The 16,440-nt window shown below is 28.6% G+C and carries 12 protein-coding genes and 2 tRNA genes; 7 read left to right on the top strand and 7 right to left on the bottom strand.

Translation table 11 applies throughout. From position 1 onward, the window contains the following. Positions 1-88 precede the first annotated feature (88 nt). The gene (locus HNQ06_RS01115; RefSeq protein WP_184107094.1) at positions 89-1,960 is read left to right on the top strand and encodes a fructose-specific PTS transporter subunit EIIC; all 1,872 of its coding nucleotides are present in this window, start codon (positions 89-91) and stop codon (positions 1,958-1,960) included. A 20-nt stretch (positions 1,961-1,980) separates the two neighbouring features. On the opposite strand, the gene HNQ06_RS01120 is transcribed toward HNQ06_RS01115, so the two are convergent. Next, positions 1,981-2,706 carry a hypothetical protein gene (locus HNQ06_RS01120; protein WP_184107096.1) on the bottom strand — a complete coding sequence of 242 codons (726 nt, stop codon included), beginning with the start codon at positions 2,704-2,706 and terminating at the stop codon, positions 1,981-1,983. 81 nt (positions 2,707-2,787) lie between these two features. Between HNQ06_RS01120 and HNQ06_RS01125 the strand changes: the two genes are divergently transcribed. Both HNQ06_RS01125 and rnmV read left to right on the top strand, forming a co-directional pair. After that, positions 2,788-4,059, top strand: a complete 1,272-nt coding sequence (locus HNQ06_RS01125) for a M18 family aminopeptidase (RefSeq protein ID WP_184107098.1) — start codon at positions 2,788-2,790, stop codon at positions 4,057-4,059. A gap of 2 nt (positions 4,060-4,061) precedes the next feature. After that, entirely contained in the window at positions 4,062-4,607 is a 546-nt protein-coding gene (gene rnmV / locus HNQ06_RS01130; protein WP_184107100.1) for a ribonuclease M5, read from the top strand. Here the strand turns inward: rnmV and HNQ06_RS01135 are convergent. The 3 genes from HNQ06_RS01135 to HNQ06_RS01145 form a co-directional block, all read right to left on the bottom strand. After that, positions 4,589-4,660 (bottom strand) — tRNA-Asn (locus tag HNQ06_RS01135). The two genes, rnmV and HNQ06_RS01135, sit on opposite strands and share 19 nt — an antisense overlap. 42 nt (positions 4,661-4,702) lie before the next feature. Then, positions 4,703-6,799, bottom strand: a complete 2,097-nt coding sequence (locus tag HNQ06_RS01140; RefSeq protein WP_184107102.1) for a LysM peptidoglycan-binding domain-containing protein — start codon at positions 6,797-6,799, stop codon at positions 4,703-4,705. Then, positions 6,759-7,721 (bottom strand): hypothetical protein, encoded by a 963-nt coding sequence (locus HNQ06_RS01145; RefSeq protein ID WP_184107104.1) that lies wholly within the window; start codon positions 7,719-7,721, stop codon positions 6,759-6,761. The genes HNQ06_RS01140 and HNQ06_RS01145 overlap by 41 nt, the downstream gene beginning before the upstream one ends. A 96-nt stretch (positions 7,722-7,817) precedes the next feature. On the opposite strand from HNQ06_RS01145, the gene mfd reads away from it, so the two are divergent. Then, on the top strand, positions 7,818-11,195 hold the full coding sequence (gene mfd, locus HNQ06_RS01150) for a transcription-repair coupling factor (RefSeq protein WP_184107106.1): 3,378 nt from the start codon (positions 7,818-7,820) through the stop codon (positions 11,193-11,195). Between the two features lie 25 nt (positions 11,196-11,220). Continuing rightward, a complete protein-coding gene (locus HNQ06_RS01155; RefSeq protein WP_184107107.1) occupies positions 11,221-12,438 on the top strand; it encodes an acetate kinase in 1,218 nt (405 codons plus the stop codon). Positions 12,439-12,499: 61 nt separating this feature from the next. Here the strand turns inward: HNQ06_RS01155 and HNQ06_RS01160 are convergent, their stop codons facing one another. Further along, positions 12,500-13,054 (bottom strand): DJ-1 family glyoxalase III, encoded by a 555-nt coding sequence (locus tag HNQ06_RS01160; RefSeq protein WP_184107109.1) that lies wholly within the window; start codon positions 13,052-13,054, stop codon positions 12,500-12,502. A gap of 13 nt (positions 13,055-13,067) precedes the next feature. Beyond that, positions 13,068-13,141, bottom strand: a tRNA-Met gene (locus HNQ06_RS01165). A 209-nt stretch (positions 13,142-13,350) separates the two neighbouring features. Here HNQ06_RS01165 and HNQ06_RS01170 point away from each other — a divergent pair. After that, entirely contained in the window at positions 13,351-14,940 is a 1,590-nt protein-coding gene (locus tag HNQ06_RS01170; RefSeq protein WP_184107325.1) for a glycoside hydrolase family 3 N-terminal domain-containing protein, read from the top strand. Here the strand turns inward: HNQ06_RS01170 and HNQ06_RS01175 are convergent. Then, positions 14,918-15,880 (bottom strand): DHH family phosphoesterase, encoded by a 963-nt coding sequence (locus HNQ06_RS01175; protein WP_184107326.1) that lies wholly within the window; start codon positions 15,878-15,880, stop codon positions 14,918-14,920. The genes HNQ06_RS01170 and HNQ06_RS01175 overlap by 23 nt on opposite strands. A gap of 117 nt (positions 15,881-15,997) precedes the next feature. On the opposite strand from HNQ06_RS01175, the gene cdd reads away from it, so the two are divergent. Further along, positions 15,998-16,435 carry a cytidine deaminase gene (cdd, locus tag HNQ06_RS01180; RefSeq protein ID WP_184107111.1) on the top strand — a complete coding sequence of 146 codons (438 nt, stop codon included), beginning with the start codon at positions 15,998-16,000 and terminating at the stop codon, positions 16,433-16,435. The last annotated feature ends 5 nt before the right edge of the window (positions 16,436-16,440 follow it).

The raw sequence follows: 16,440 nt of genomic DNA on the forward strand, positions 1-16,440 counted from the left end.
ATAATCTCCTTTGATTGATAAAATCAATTAAATAAATGTAAAATTTATTTAATATATATACACTATATAATATATAAAGGTGATTATTATGCAAAATTTATTTTCAAAAAACTTGATTGTTTTAAATTACAATGCAACTAGCAAAGAAGATGTAATTAGAAAAATGGCTAGCATGTTCAATAAAAATGGATACTTAAATGACATGGAAGCATTTATAAAAGAAATTAAAAAAAGAGAAGAAATTAACGGAACAGGAATTGAAGAGCATATTGCCATGCCTCATGCAAAAGGTAATTTCATTAAAAAACATGGAATTGCTATTTTAAGGGTTACTGGTAATGGTTTTGACTTCAACTCTTCTGATCAAAAACTTTCAAAACTGTTTTTCATGATGGCTCTACCCGAAGAAACTCCAAGCAATGCACACATAAAAGCTATATCATACCTAAGCAATACTTTTAGCAACAACCTATTAAGAAATGAACTTATGAGCACAAACAATGAAGATAGATTTTTAGAAATAATTATGAGTAATGACAATATGAATGAATCTAATAATTTAAATACAAAAAAAGATTTCATTCTTGCTGTAACGGCATGTCCTGTGGGAATAGCTCACACCTATATGGCAGCAGAAAGCCTTAAAAAAGCGGCTTTAGAATTAAATATAAACATAAAAGTAGAAACAAATGGATCTAGTGGAACCGAAAACCCAATAACAGAGGAAGAAATAAAAAAAGCAAAGGGGATCATTATTGCATCTGGCAAAACTATCGATAAAGAAAGATTTAGAGGAAAACCTTTAATCGAAGTGGGAGTAAAAGACGGCATACACAAAGCAAAAGAGCTTATCCAAACAATTCTTAAAAACGAAGCACCGATTTACAACAAAGGCAACACAAACAAAACCACCGAAACTCTCCAAAAACAAAACAAAAGAACGGGAATTTATAAACATTTAATGAATGGGGTCTCATTTATGCTTCCATTTGTAGTCTCAGGAGGAATAATAATAGCAATATCATTCATGTTTGGAATCAAAGCATTTGACATAAACGATCCAAGCTACAATAAAATAGCAGATATTCTGATGCAAATCGGCGGTGGAAGCGCATTTGCTTTAATGATCCCAATACTTGCTGGCTATATTTCATTTAGCATAGCAGAAAGACCAGGACTTGCCCCTGGAATGATTACAGGATTAATGATGAGCAATGGAAATGCAGGATTTTTGGGAGGCATCTTAGCAGGATTTGTTTCAGGCTACGTTACACTAGCTGTAAAAAAAATATCTGACAAAATCATTCCTAGCAATTTAAGAGGAATAAATCCAGTATTAACTTATCCCTTTTTATCAGTTATAATTTCGGGAATTTTGATATATACAATGCTTAGTCCAATATCTGCTATTAATGAATCAATAACAGGTATGCTTAATCAACTTAGCGGAACTAATATGGCAATACTTGGAGCTTTGCTAGGAGGAATGATGGCAATAGATATGGGAGGACCTGTAAATAAAGCTGCATACGCATTTGGAATTGCAATGATAACCGCAAAAAATTATATTCCTCATGCAAGCATAATGGCAGGAGGAATGATACCTCCTATAGGAATTGCTCTTGCTACAAGTTTATTTAAAAATAGATTCTCAAAAGAAGAAAGAGAATCCGGAAAAGTTTGTTATTTTTTGGGAGCATGCTTTATTACAGAAGGAGTAATCCCATTTGCAGCAGCAGATCCTTTAAGGGTAATACCTGCATGCATACTAGGCTCATCTATAGGAGGATTTGTTTCTGCACTTTCCAAGGTAGAAGTTATAGCACCACATGGCGGAATATTCATTCTACCAATAGTAGCAAACCCATTAATGTGGATAACAGCTATCCTAGTAGGATCTATTATAACAGCTATTTTAATAGGAATTTTTAAAAAAGAATTCAAGAATATAAACGATTAAGTTTATATTCTTGAACACAGTCAATAAACTAATCTAAGTTTTATTGGCTTTTCAAGACTTAATCCTTTAACCATATCCATCTCAAACTTTAGTGTGTTTGAGTTAATTTGTTTGAATCCAAATTGTTCTTGAACATTTCTAGAAGTCTTAACTATAAGATTAAGTTTGGAATTGTCAATAAGTTCACTTGCTTTAGAAGTAAAATCCGATAAAAAATAAACCAAAACATCTTTATATTCTTTGGCAGACATTGGAATCTCATCCGATGGCAAAAGCGCAGCAAGTGCATCACTAATATATTCTTTATTTTCATTAATATTCTTAGTAGCGTTTTCCAAATTAATATTAAGTTCAATAATATTTTTATCATCCTTTTTTTCTATCTTAAACACAGATGTATCAGTTTTTTTCATATAATCGCCTAAAATTTTAATTAAATTATCAAACTTAACAACCAAATTAATAGAATCTCCTTGGGTTTTAATACTCAAAAGCTTAAGTCCAAGCTTTTCCTCTCCATTTTTAAAATATTTTTTTATTTCATCTACAGGGAAAAGAGGCATATTTGCAATTTCTCCTCCCACCAAAGTTGTTAAGAGTTCTTTTCTAATTTTTTCAAATTCTCTATCAACATTAACAAATATTGAAACAATGCCACTAATATCATCATTCAACTCAATTTCAACATTAGAGCTACAAGCAAAAAAAATAAACAATAAACTTAAGCTAACAAAACACTTTCTCATAACAAACTCCTAACTAACAGTTAAAAACTATTATAATAGAATATATAGCTATAAAGCAATAAAATTAAAGGAGAACAAACTATGGTGCATGATAAAACACTAGAACCAAAATTTTTTCAAAACCTACTAGACAATAGCCCTACCCCTTATCACTTAGTAAACTATATTGAAGAGAAATTAATAAATTATTTTAACGCAAAACAATTAAAACTTGATGAAAAATGGAAAATTGAAACAGGATCGTATTACATAAAAAAAGAAGGAACTAGCCTTATTGCCTTTAATATTGATGTCGAAAAAAAATATGAACCGTTTCTAATAGCAGCAGCACATACAGATAGTCCAGGATTAAAATTAAAAATAGATGCAACGGAAAAAACAAGCGGTGTGTTTTACAATCATATTGAAGTTTATGGTAGCCCAATAATTTCTACTTGGATTGACAGAGACTTAAGCTTAGCAGGAATTGTATATTTCAAAAAAAATGAGAATATTGAATCAAAATTAATCAATATTGAAAACATAGGAATTATTCCAAACCTTGCAATCCATTTAAACCGACAAATTAACGAAGGATTTGTATACAATACTCATGACAATTTAACAGTAATCAGTAGCACTAAAAAAACAATAAAAGATAATGTCTTAGAACAACTTGGAATAGAGTGTGAAAATTTTTTATCTTGTGATTTAATATTTACAGAATCACAACCTTCCAAAATAATAGGAACTGAAGGAGAATTTTTGGCTTCTAAAAATCTTGATAACAAATCGGGATGCCATGCAATCATGAATTCTTATGTTCATACAAGCAATGATAAAAATAAAATAGCTGTATTTTTTGACAACGAAGAAGTAGGATCTTTAACCTCAAGAGGTGCTGATTCAAACTTTCTATCAGAAGTTTTAGAAAGAATAGATCTTGCTCTTAATTTAACCAGAGAAGAGCATTTAATAAAAACAAACAAATCATTTAATATCTCGATTGACAGCGTTCACGGCATTCATCCAGGTTATACATCTAAACATGATCCAAACTATCAATCAACTCTGGGTAAAGGCGTAGTTGTAAAAAATAGCGCCAATTTCAGATATGCAACAACTTCAACAGGATTTGCAAAATTAAAAAATTTGGCTATTAAAAACAATATTAAGATTCAAGAAATAATAATGAAAGCAAATGTTCCTTCAGGCACAACAATTGGTCCAATTTCAAATGCAAGAACAGGAATAGAAACTATTGACATTGGAACACCAATGTGGGCAATGCATTCCCTACGCGAAACAGTATCAATAGCTGACCACATAGAAGCAATTAAATTGCTAAGGGCTTTCTTTGAAAAAGGAATTTAAAATTGGAAAAAATAAAAGAAATAATTGTAGTTGAGGGAAAAGATGATCTTAAAAGAATTAAAGAATCTTTTGACTGCACAGTAATAGAAACAAAGGGATTTGCTTTAAAAATTGAAACTATTGAATTGTTAAAAAAAGCCTTAAAATACAAAGGAATAATAATCTTAACAGACAGCGATAAATCTGGAAATATTATTAGACAAAAAATAGTCAAACATTTAGGAGAAAATAATAACATCAAACATGCATATCTTAATACTAAAGACACTGAAGTTGAATCAGTAAATAAAACAGAAATAATAAAGATACTTAAAGGAGTTGGAACTTTATCTAAAGATAATCAAAAAGATTTATTAACATTAAGCGATTTGTTAGAGCTTGGCATAATAGGAGAAAACTCAAAAGAAAATAGACATAAAATACAAAAACACTTTTGTTTGGGACATGGAAATAGTAAAAAACTCCTAGAAAGGCTTAATTACTTTAAAATAACAAAAACAGACCTAAAAAAACAATTGGATTTAATTAACTCCCCCAGAAGGACTTGAACCTCCGACCTAGTGGTTAACAGCCACCCGCTCTACCACTGAGCTATAGGGGAAATTGAACACTAAAAACATTATCTTAAATTTAAAAATTTTTGTCAATTATTTTCCAATATTTTTAAAATCCCATTAGCAAGAATTTTGGAATCTTGATCTCTAAGCTTAGAAGATCTAATAGACCAAGCTTCCTCTGGAAATGCTAAATTTCTAACTTCTACTAAAAGCTTAGTCATTACTATATTATTTCTTAAAACATGAAGATTTTGACCCTTAATATAAAAACTTCTTTTCATTCCTTCTGTAATTTTTTCTGCTGCAGACTTTGAATGAATATCATATTTTTTATCGTCATCTTTTTGATAATAAAACCCCATACTCTTAGGCGCTCCAACACTATTATCCGCATGCAAACTAAAAAAGGCTATATCCTTATCTTTAATATGTTTATATTTATTAACAATGTTTTTAACAACGACCAATCTTTTTTTAAGGCCTGATGGAGTGCCGCTTATCCAGGAATCAACAGTATCATTTTTATTTAAATCATAATCATTGTAAACCTCGTTTTTAACATTAACAAAAGTATTGTTAGCAAAAACACTATTCCTAATTAAATGGTCGGGAGCTAAAATAGTAAATTCAACATTGGCTCCTTCTTCTTTAAGGTATACATAAAGCCTTAAGGCAATATCATATACATATTCATCTTCAACAACAAAAACTTCATTTCCAAGACCATCTCTAGACTTAACAATAGCTCCAGGATCAAGACCGCCGTGACCTGGATCAAGAATTATTAACTTATCTTTAAGTCTTGATCCTTTATTAAACCTAGAATTTACCAACTTTTCAAAACCTTTGAAAAGTTGCGTTGCCTTTTTATAAGAATTCAAAGGAGAATGCCAATCTTCTGAATAAAACTCACTTGGCTGACTTATCTTTCTTGGTCTACACCAATAATAGAAATCACCAACAACCTCAAATATTGGTATTTTAGAGTCTAAAATAACTAAAGAGCTAATATCAAAAATATCTTGATTGACAGTAATTCCAAAAGTATTTAAATTTATCTTTTTGTTTTTACTTGAGGGAAGATTAACGATTGTTCGAACTTTATTAGAAGAATTAGAGCTAGAATCAACCTTGTTTTTAACATATAAATCGTTTTTGGTTTTAATTATAGAAGAATCAATTGAAAGTTTTTTATCAAAAATTTTCAATTTTTGATCGTGCATAATATTGTTGCTATTTAAATTATTCCAATTTTTAATATCCTCAATTAAAACACCGTAATGTCTGGCAATGCTATACAAAGTCTCCCCTACAGCAACTGAATGATAAATAAAATTATTATCTATTTTTTTCTCAATTTTTAAATCTACCTCAACAAGTTTTTCTAAATCATTATTTACAATTTTTAAAACATTTAGCAATGAACCTGCTTTGAGATTAACAGCTCGATTGCCATTAAGAGCTACAAGATCCTTAGCAGTAACACCATAAATATAAGCTATTCTGCCAAGAGTTTCCCCTCTTTTTACATAATGAAAATTAACATTCTTAGTAGCTTTCTTTAAGAAAAGTTGCTGTCCAATCTTTAATTTATCATCATTAAGAAAATTAAATTTTAAAATATCCTTAGAACTAATATCAAAATCTTGAGAAAGTTTTGAAAGTGAATCACCTTTCTTAACCACATAAGGCTTTAAAAAATCGGGCTCAGTTAATACAAGCTTGATTCCAACCTTAAGATCTTTAGAGCGTAAATCATTCCAAGCGATTATCTCTTCTTGACTTAGTCCAACAAGCTTTGAGACACTCTCAATAGTATCGCCCTCTTTTACAGTGTAAAAAATTACTCCTTTATTAATAGACTCTAGTGAATTAAAAGAATGATTAACTTTATGAGTAATGTTTTGGCCTAAATTAGAATCACTTGGAATAATTAATATTTGACCTATCTTAATATTGTCAACACTCAGTTTATTAATCCTTTTAAGATCGCTTACTTTGGCTTTGTATTTAATTGCAATCGAAAAAAGAGTATCTCCTTTGACAACCTTATACTCAAAATCGGCATTAAGATTAACAGGACTTATTATTAAAAAATAAAATAATATAATAAGCTCTATAATTTGCAAAACACAAAAAGTTTTACTTTTCCTTAATGCCAGTATTTTGAACAATGTAGTCATAAATTATCCAATAATAATCATATTTTTTGAAGAAGAAAGTATATCTTTTGGAAATATAAAATTGCCCATCGTCAAAATATAAATCAGCAATCACCTTGCCCGAAGTATCAGAATAAGTCGTCTCAATAATAGAAAATTTATTTGGTGCTTTTGAAATATCTGAATTATTAGAATTCCACAAATATTCTTTATACTCTTCAACTACATTTTTATTAGGAACAGGTGATAACTTTTGTTTATAAAGGTATGCCTTGCCTTTGTCATTTAATAACAAACCTTCAATATCAAGATACAAAAAGAACTTTTCTTTTTTTCCAAGCTGCAATGCCTTTAACAAATATTTGACAATCTCATCGGGAGACAATTTTTTCTTTTTCAAGATATCTTGAATATCATTATTTTCAGACAAATTAACAAGATCTACACTGCCTGGATTTTCATCAAAACTATCATTTAAAAAAAGCGTAATAATATTGGATTCTTTTTTCTTAGATGGATCTGAAATGTCTGGGAAAAAAATACCCTTAACAAAATAAACTCCATCTTTACTAAACTTAACAAATTGATTTAAGTTAATAACTACAGAAAACTTTTCATTAGGTCTCAAGCTCATATTTCTAACAGGAATTGCAACATTTTTAGATCTCTTTTTAACATATTCAATAGGTCTTTTAACTTTAATATTGGTGGTATCAGTAACATCAAAATCAAAGCCAAAAGAATTAATATCGCCTATTTCTAAAGTTAAAACATTCTCAGATGCATTGCTAAGAGAAACTTCAATAAAAACATTACTATTAACACGATAAATAGATTGATTAAAAAACTTGATTTTAAAATCAAGGCCCTCGTAATCTCCCGCAAACAAAAGAAAAGAAATATTTATAAAAAAGATACAAAAAAGCAATTTTCTAATATTCATAAGCTCCCCTCAAAACCTAACCACATTATATATAAAGAAAGTAATAATACCTATAGTATATTATTATACTAAATTAATTAAACAAAAAGGTAAAAAATGAATATAGATGAAGAACTAACAACAGTATTAAAAAATAATTCCAATTTAAAAAAAATGAAAGAATTTTTAGAACAAAATACATTTTTTTCATTAACAGGATATGAAGGATTTTTCAAAGCCTTTTTAATTAAAAAAATCAAAGAATATAGTAAAACCGGGAAAATAATATTAATAGTTAAAGACGAGCACACATTAGATAAAATCAAAAACGATTTGCAAGTAATTACAAATCAAATCTTTGAGCTTAACTATTTTAGCCCCCTTGTATACAAGGGTATTGGCTCAAAAAGCACGATCTTTAACGAAAGAATCAAATTTTTAATCAATTTTTATAGAAAAAATCCTGGAATATATATTACAGTCTTAAAATCATTGCTTAGCAAAATACCCGATAAAAATACATTACTAAAGAATATATATAAAATTGAAAAAAATACCAATATTAATACATCAGACATTGAAAAAACTCTTATAACATTGGGATATGAAAAAACATTCAGAGTAACAATTCCAGGAGAATTTACAATAAAAGGAGAAATTATAGATCTATACCCTTTTGGAGAGCCAAGCCCAATAAGAATTGTACTAAACTTTGACAAAATAGAAGAAATAAGGAAATTCAATCCTTTAACCCAATTAAAACACGATAATGAAATTTTAGAATTCCAAATTCTTCCAAAAAAAGAAATTATTTGGAACGATGAAACTATTAACACCTTAAAAACAAAGATTGAATCTGTTGAATATAAAAAGATTCTTGAAGAGTTGGATTTTAAAAAAGAAACAAAAACAGAAGAAATGTTTTATCCACTAGTAGCAAATACCTACTTAATTAATGAGATTGAAAAACAAACACCTATTGTTAACTTTGAAATTAACAATTTAGAAAAAGAAATTGAAAAAATACACCAAGAATACGAAAAGCTTTATAAAGAAGCAGAAGAAGCCGGTAAAAACATAGTTGATCCAAAAAGAATTCTCTTAAATTATAAAACCTTCAATCTAAAAAGCGATGTTTTATTTTCAAAAATTAAAAGTCCTAAATCCAAAGAAATTATAGAATTTAAAATCGAAAGTGAGAGAAACTTTTTTTCAAATATAGCACTTACAAAAGAAGAATTTGAAAATTGGCTAAAAAATGGATTTAAAATCATTATTGCAGCAGAATCTGAATCACAAAAAGAAAAACTTAAATATATTTTCAAAGAATTACCAAAAATATCAATTGAGGTTTTAAAAATATCTAGCTCTTTAATAATAGAAAAAGAAAAAATTGCCATTATCCTTGAATCAAACATTTTCAATACGGGACAAAAAATAAACAAAGCCTTTGAATCTTCAAAAACAAAAGCTATTGACTCTTTTGTCGAGATTGAGAAAAATAGTCATGTGGTTCACATAAACCATGGAATTGGTATATTTAGACAAATAAAAAGAATAAAAACAAGCTCGCTTGAAAAGGATTATATTGAGATTGAATACGCTGAAGGAGAAAAACTATTTATTCCAATTGAACAAACAAATTTAATCCAAAAATACATTGGAAGTGATCCTAAAAATATTAAATTAGATAAAATAAGTTCTAAAACATGGATAAAAAACAAAGCAAACGCAAAAAAAAGAATCGAAGAGATTGCAGACAAATTAATAGAGCTTTATTCAAAAAGAGAAAGCATTAAAGGCATTAAGTACCCAGAAGATAACGAATTACAATTATTATTTGAATCTGAATTTCCATACGATGAAACTCCAGATCAAATAAGAGCAATAAAAGAAATAAAAGAAGACATGATGAGCTTCAAAGTGATGGATCGCCTTCTTTGTGGAGATGTTGGATTTGGAAAAACTGAAGTTGCCATGAGAGCTGCTTTTAAAGCTGTAATGGGAAACAAACAGGTTATTGTACTCTCACCAACAACTATCTTAGCAGAACAGCATTTCAATACATTTAAAAAAAGATTTAAAAATTTTCCAATCAAAATCGAAGTATTAAGCAGATTTATAAAAAATAACGCAGAAACCCGGATTTTAAAAGAACTTAAAAGTGGAAAAATTGATATAATCATAGGAACACACAAAATTCTTTCAAAAAAATTCACCTGCAAAAATTTAGGGTTAATAATAATTGATGAAGAACAAAGATTTGGTGTAAAAGAAAAAGAAAAACTTAAAGAAATAAGAATTTCGGTTGATTGCCTTGCCCTTTCTGCAACACCAATTCCCAGATCTCTTCACATGTCGCTAATTAAGCTTAGAGATATTTCCGTTTTAAAAATTCCGCCTAAAAACAGAATAAAAATAGAAGCTTATTTAGAATCGTTTAGCGAACTTTTAATAAAACATGCAATTGAGACTGAACTATCTCAAGATGGTCAAGTTTTTTTAGTAAATCACAACATTGAAGAACTGTATTATTTAAAGGGACTCATTGAAAAATTAACTCCTTATGCAAGAATTGCAATAATTCATGGAAAACTTACAGGAGACGAAATTGAGAATATAATGCACAATTTTATTAAAAAAGCATATCAAATTTTATTGGCAACAACAATAATTGAAAATGGAATAGACATTCCAAATGCAAATACAATAATAATCAATAATGCAAACAAGTTTGGACTCGCACAGCTATATCAACTAAAAGGAAGGGTTGGAAGAGGATCTAAGAAAGCTTATGCTTATTTTTTGTATCAAGATAGCGAAAAGCTAAATGAACGCTCTATTGAAAGACTAAGAGCAATAACAGAATTTTCAGATCTAGGAGCAGGATTTAAAATAGCAATGAAAGATATGGAAATAAGAGGCGTTGGGAATTTGCTTGGCAGAGAACAACATGGAGAAATTGAATCGATTGGACTGGATTACTACCTAACAATGCTAAATAAAGCAATTGAAAAGAAAATGGGAAAAATCTCATCAGAAGAAGAAGAGGTTGATATTGAAATTAACTATAGTGGCTTTATTCCTGAAAATTATGCAAAAAATGAACAAGATAAAATACTAATCTACAAGAAAATCTTTAAAATTCAAACTGAAGAAGAAAGTAAAAAGATAAGATCAGAGCTCCAAGACAACTTTGGCCCAATACCCAAAGAAATAAATAGTCTATTAATGTTGGCTGAACTTAAAATTTTAGCAAAAGATTTAAACATAACAAAATTAAAAGAAACAAACAGAACTTTGGAAATAGAATATAAAAATATAGAAAGCATTCCTATGGAAAAAATAATAGAAATACTTCAAAAACATCCCAATTTATTAATATTAAATCCCTCATATCAAAAATCAATATTTTTAAGCTTTAAAAATATTGAAAAATCTGAGAAAATAAATTACATATATAAAAACATTAACTTACTAAAAACAAACACATAGCTTATCAAATACAAAAGGAAAAAAAATGAAAATATTAATCATAAACACAGGAAGTTCTTCGTTAAAATTTGCTATTTATCAATATGAAAATTCAAAAAAAATAATATCTGGAATTATTGAAAAAATAAAATCACAAAAATCAATCATAAAAATTATAAATACTGACGGATCAATAACAGAAAGATTTGAAAAAGGAATTGAAAATCACCAAAAAGCAATAGAAAAAATGTTTAAATTGCTGTTAAACAGCAATTTAAACATCCTTAAAACTATCAGTGAAATTAAAATAATAGGACACAGAGTTGTGCATGGAGGATCAAGCCTTAAAAATTCAGTAATTCTTAATAACAGTATTTTAAATAAATTAAAACAAATTTCTGAACTTGCTCCACTTCACAACCCAAATGCAATCATCGCAATAGAAGCAGTGCTTAAAATTTTACCACGCGCAAAACAAGTTTTATGCTTTGATACTTCATGGCATCAAACTATAAAAGAACATGCTTTTCTTTATGCAATTCCATATTCTTGGTATAAAAACCACAATATTAGAAAATATGGCTTTCATGGCCTTTCCTATTCGTACATAACAAAAAGATCTTCAGAAATTTTAAATAAAAAAATAGATAATCTAAATTTAATAATATTGCATCTTGGAAATGGAGCAAGCATTAATGCTGTTAAAAATGGAAAATCTTATGACACAAGCATGGGAATTACTCCGCTTGAAGGCCTTGCAATGGGAACAAGAAGCGGTGATATAGATCCATCAATTATTAATTTGATGAGCACTATATTAAATAAAACCACAAAACAAATTGAAGAAATATTAAATAAAGAAAGTGGCATACTAGGAATTTCTGAGCAATCAAATGACATGCGGGATATTTGGAACAAAATTGAAGAAGGAGAATATCAATCAAAACTTGCAATAGAGATAATGACATATAGAATAAAAAAATATATCGGATCTTACATTGCCATTCTTGATTTTAATGTTGATGCAATAGTTTTTACAGGCGGGATTGGTGTTATTGATCATAGAATAAGAGCTCTTGCACTAAAAGGGTTTGAAAAAATTGGAATAGAGCTGGACATTGAAAAAAATGAAATGGCCCAAAACAAGCATTTAGAATCTGAAATATCAACCATTAATAGCAAACCAAAAATACTAGTACTGCCAACAAACGAAGAATTGACTATTCTTGAAGACATTTATAATTTAATTCCAAAAAATTTATAATTTACAATTTTAAAACCCAAACTTGATTTTATTATTATAAGCATTTTAAATAGCTTTATATCTAACTCTTGCAAAGTAAAGTTGCTTTTTTAACATCTTCCATTATTTGTTTTCCCTTTACAATTTCAAGAAGAGTAAAAGCAAATTCAAATGAGGTTCCAACACCTTTAGAAGTAATAAAATTACCACTTATAACAACATTTTTATCTACAAACTCGCCATCAAGCACATTTTTTTCCAAACCTGGATAACACGTAAACTTATGAAATCCTAGAAGACCTTTAGCAGCAAGCACTACTACTGGAGAAGCACAAATAGCTGCAATATATTTACCTTTAGCATTCATATCTTTTAAAATCAAATCTAATTCTTTTGAATTAAAAAGATTAGTAGCTCCGGGCATGCCTCCTGGGAGAATTATTAGATCAAAACAATTTTCCTTACAGTTTGATATTACATCATCTGTTAAAAAAGAAACTCCTTTTGAACTTATTACAACATTGTTATCATTTGCACTGATAACTTGAATATTAACATTACCACGCCTTAAAATATCAATCGGAATTATGGCCTCAATATCTTCAAATCCATTTGCAAGAATAATCCCCACTACCATATAAAACCCCTAATGCTGATGGAGGGACTTGAACCCACGACAACTCGGATATGAGCCGAGTGCTCTAACCAACTGAGCTACATCAGCCTAAACTTTTATTAAGTGTATAAATTCAACAATGCTTTGTCAATGCTATTATTAAAAAGCATTATTATAAAGTATAATACAAAATGATTTGCTAATAAACATAAATAATATATTAGCATTTACTATTCTATGGTTAAATGAAAAGAAATTTTTATATTATTATCCTTTTTATAACTAACAACTGCTTCTCCATTGATTTTTGGGATACGATAGAAAGAGAAAAACTAATAAATGAAATGGTAAACAAAATGCAAGATCATGAGCTGCTAGGTCAAATGTTTATGATAAGCTATCCAAATCAATCAATAACAAATTTTGTTCTTGATTTTATAAGTAAAAAAAATCTTGGTGGAATTAAAATTTTTGGATGGAACGCAAAAAATTTAGAAAACTTAACAGAAAGTATTAACAAAGCTCAAAAAGCATCTCAAAATAATAAATTTAAAATTCCTTTATTTGTAGCAACAGATCAAGAAGGTGGATGGACGCAGCACATAAAATCAAATACATCAGAAACAATTGGCAATCTTGGAATTACAGCATCTCTTTCTCCAAAAGATTCTTATAATACAGGATATTACATAGCACAAGAGCTAAGTCGGCTTGGAATAAATTTAAATTTTGCACCTATAGTAGATATATATAGTGATGAAAATAATTTCACAATAGGTCCAAGAACATATTCGGATAACCCCAAAATAGTATCACTTCTTTCTCTGGCCTTTTACAAAGGACAAAAGCAAGGAGGAATAATTTCTACTGCAAAACATTTCCCAGGACACGGCAATACCACCCTTGACTCCCATATAGATATTCCAATAATAAATTCTAATTTACTAGAAATAAACTTAAATGAACTTTTGCCATATAAAATATTAATCCAAGAAAACATTCCGGTAATAATGACAGGCCATCTAGCATATCCAAAACTTACAAATGGTAAAAATATTCCTGCATCATCCTCAACAAAAATAATTAAAGATATACTAAGAAAGAAACTGAAATACAATAATATAATAATTACTGATGATCTATTAATGAACGCAGCAAAATACAATAATGAGAGCATTTATAATACAATCGAAAGAATAGTTAGAACAAAAAGTGATATTTTTTTAATATCTTTAAATGAAAATATACAAAAAAATGCTTACGACATGTTACTGAACTTAATGAAAAAAGATTCGGAAATAAAAAATAATATTGTTGAGTCCAATAAAAGAATATTAAGAATAAAATTGGCATACTTAAAAAAAAATAAATCTGACCTTTATCCTAAATTCAATAAAAATGAGAAAATATATTCAAAAGAAGGTGAAAAATTTTTTGAACAAAGCACATTAAGAGGCATTACAAAAGTAAGAATAGAAAAAGAAATATCTAAAACTAAAAAAACACTTATAATATCTCCTTATTACAAAATGATTGCAGAAGGCAAAAAAATATTTCAAAATACATATGCTTATTATTACAACTACTATCCCTTAAATAGTATCAACCTCCAAAAACTCGACGAAATTAAAAAATTAATTAAAAAATTTGAGCAAGTCGTATTTAGTTTATCAACACCCGGAAGCTTAAAATATTTAGAAAATTTGAAAGAATACAAAGATAAAATAAGTGTAATCGTATCTCTTACACCTCAATATGTTAAAAAATTGAATTGGATAAAAAACATAGTAATAATTTATGGAACAACGCCTCTGGCATTTAAATCTGGATTTTTAACACTCACTAAGGATTTTGATCCAAAAGGAACTATCCCTTTAAAAAATATTATAAATAAATATTATCCTTAATGTATGCCAACATTCGATTTTTCACAATCTCTAGAGAACCTTGTTTGATTCTAAACCCACTGGCATTTTTATGCCCACCGCCTCCAAAATCTTCTGCCAATTTTCCAACATCAAAAGAATCTTTAGATCTCAGCCCAACTATAATCGAACCATCCTCCATTTCCTTTAAAATGCCTAAAATTTCATTATTCTCAACATTGCTTAAAATCATATAAAAAAGCTCATTAACCCCACTAACTCCACCATCTTTGCCAGAACTAGAAGAAGATAAAAATGTAAACAAAACCTTTCCATTCCAATAAGATTCAAGACTGTTAAGCATTAACTTAAGAGTTTCTATGGATTTTAGGCTTTTGGTGGTTTCTATATAGCTATAAACTTCTTTAAGACTTATTCCTTTTGAAACCAATCTTGCAACCATTTCAAAAGGCTCTGGATCACTTCTTGAAATAAATTTAAAAAACCCGGTATCAGTGCAAAATCCTACTAAAATATACCAAGCCTCTTCTTTTGTAAGCTCATATCCAAACTCTCTGATCAATTTTTCAATTAAAAAAGTAGTAGAAGGCGCAAAAGGATCAATATAACCCGCACATTCTAATCTTTCACCAGACATATGATGATCGATTACTAAAGTAGGCATTTTCTTTACATAAAATATAAATTCATCGCCTATCCTATCTAAAATCGAGCAATCCAAAATAATAACTGAATAATCTGAAAGATTAATATTAGGCCATTCGGATAAAAACTTATCCTTAAAAGGAGCTATTTCTTTTCTAATAAAAGGACCTTCATTTAACAAAATAGAATTTTTACCAATTCTTGAGAGAAAAGACGATAAAGCTAAAGATGAACCTATGCAATCAAAATCAGGATCTTTGTGGCCAATAATAATAAAATTATTGTATTTTTTAATAAAATTAATAACATCTCTCATAATAAAGTTCACAAACCTTCCGCAAAACAAGTTTTTGGCTTATTTTACATTGACTATATTACAATATTTCAATAAAATAAACCACGATGGCTAGTAAAATATAACAGGTGGAAAATTGTGGAAAAACTAAAACAAGAAGATATAGATAAAGCATTTTATATGGCAGAAAAAGCAAGAAACAATTCATATTCTCCATATTCAAAATTCAAAGTAGGTGCCTGCATTAAGACTAAAGCAAACGATTTTTTTATTGGAACAAATGTTGAAAATGCAAGCTTTGGGGCAACTTGTTGCGCAGAAAGAAGTGCGATTTTGAATATGATTGCAAAAATTGGTGTACAAACAATAGATTTTTTATTGCTTAATACAAGTCCTGAATCTATTCCGTGCGCTATATGCTTGCAAGTAATGGCAGAATTTTTTGATCAAGATACAAAAATAATAATAACAGAATCTAAATCATTTAATGAAAACAAAACACCAATAAAAATTTATACATTAAAAGATTTGCTTAAAGCTCCTTTTGACAAAAAAGAGCTACGAAGAGTAACATAATCAGA

Origin of the sequence: Borreliella lanei (genome assembly GCF_014205895.1) — a bacterium.
In the GTDB taxonomy this organism is placed as follows: domain Bacteria; phylum Spirochaetota; class Spirochaetia; order Borreliales; family Borreliaceae; genus Borreliella; species Borreliella lanei.

Excerpts from the sequence above, each read along its gene's own strand:
- HNQ06_RS01115 (WP_184107094.1), top strand. The coding sequence starts at position 89 with ATGCAAAATTTATTTTCAAAAAACTTGATTGTTTTAAATTACAATGCA.
- HNQ06_RS01120 (WP_184107096.1), bottom strand. The coding sequence starts at position 2,706 with ATGAGAAAGTGTTTTGTTAGCTTAAGTTTATTGTTTATTTTTTTTGCT.
- HNQ06_RS01125 (WP_184107098.1), top strand. The coding sequence starts at position 2,788 with ATGGTGCATGATAAAACACTAGAACCAAAATTTTTTCAAAACCTACTA.
- HNQ06_RS01140 (WP_184107102.1), bottom strand. The coding sequence starts at position 6,799 with ATGACTACATTGTTCAAAATACTGGCATTAAGGAAAAGTAAAACTTTT.
- HNQ06_RS01145 (WP_184107104.1), bottom strand. The coding sequence starts at position 7,721 with ATGAATATTAGAAAATTGCTTTTTTGTATCTTTTTTATAAATATTTCT.
- mfd (WP_184107106.1), top strand. The coding sequence starts at position 7,818 with ATGAATATAGATGAAGAACTAACAACAGTATTAAAAAATAATTCCAAT.
- HNQ06_RS01155 (WP_184107107.1), top strand. The coding sequence starts at position 11,221 with ATGAAAATATTAATCATAAACACAGGAAGTTCTTCGTTAAAATTTGCT.
- HNQ06_RS01160 (WP_184107109.1), bottom strand. The coding sequence starts at position 13,054 with ATGGTAGTGGGGATTATTCTTGCAAATGGATTTGAAGATATTGAGGCC.
- HNQ06_RS01175 (WP_184107326.1), bottom strand. The coding sequence starts at position 15,880 with ATGAGAGATGTTATTAATTTTATTAAAAAATACAATAATTTTATTATT.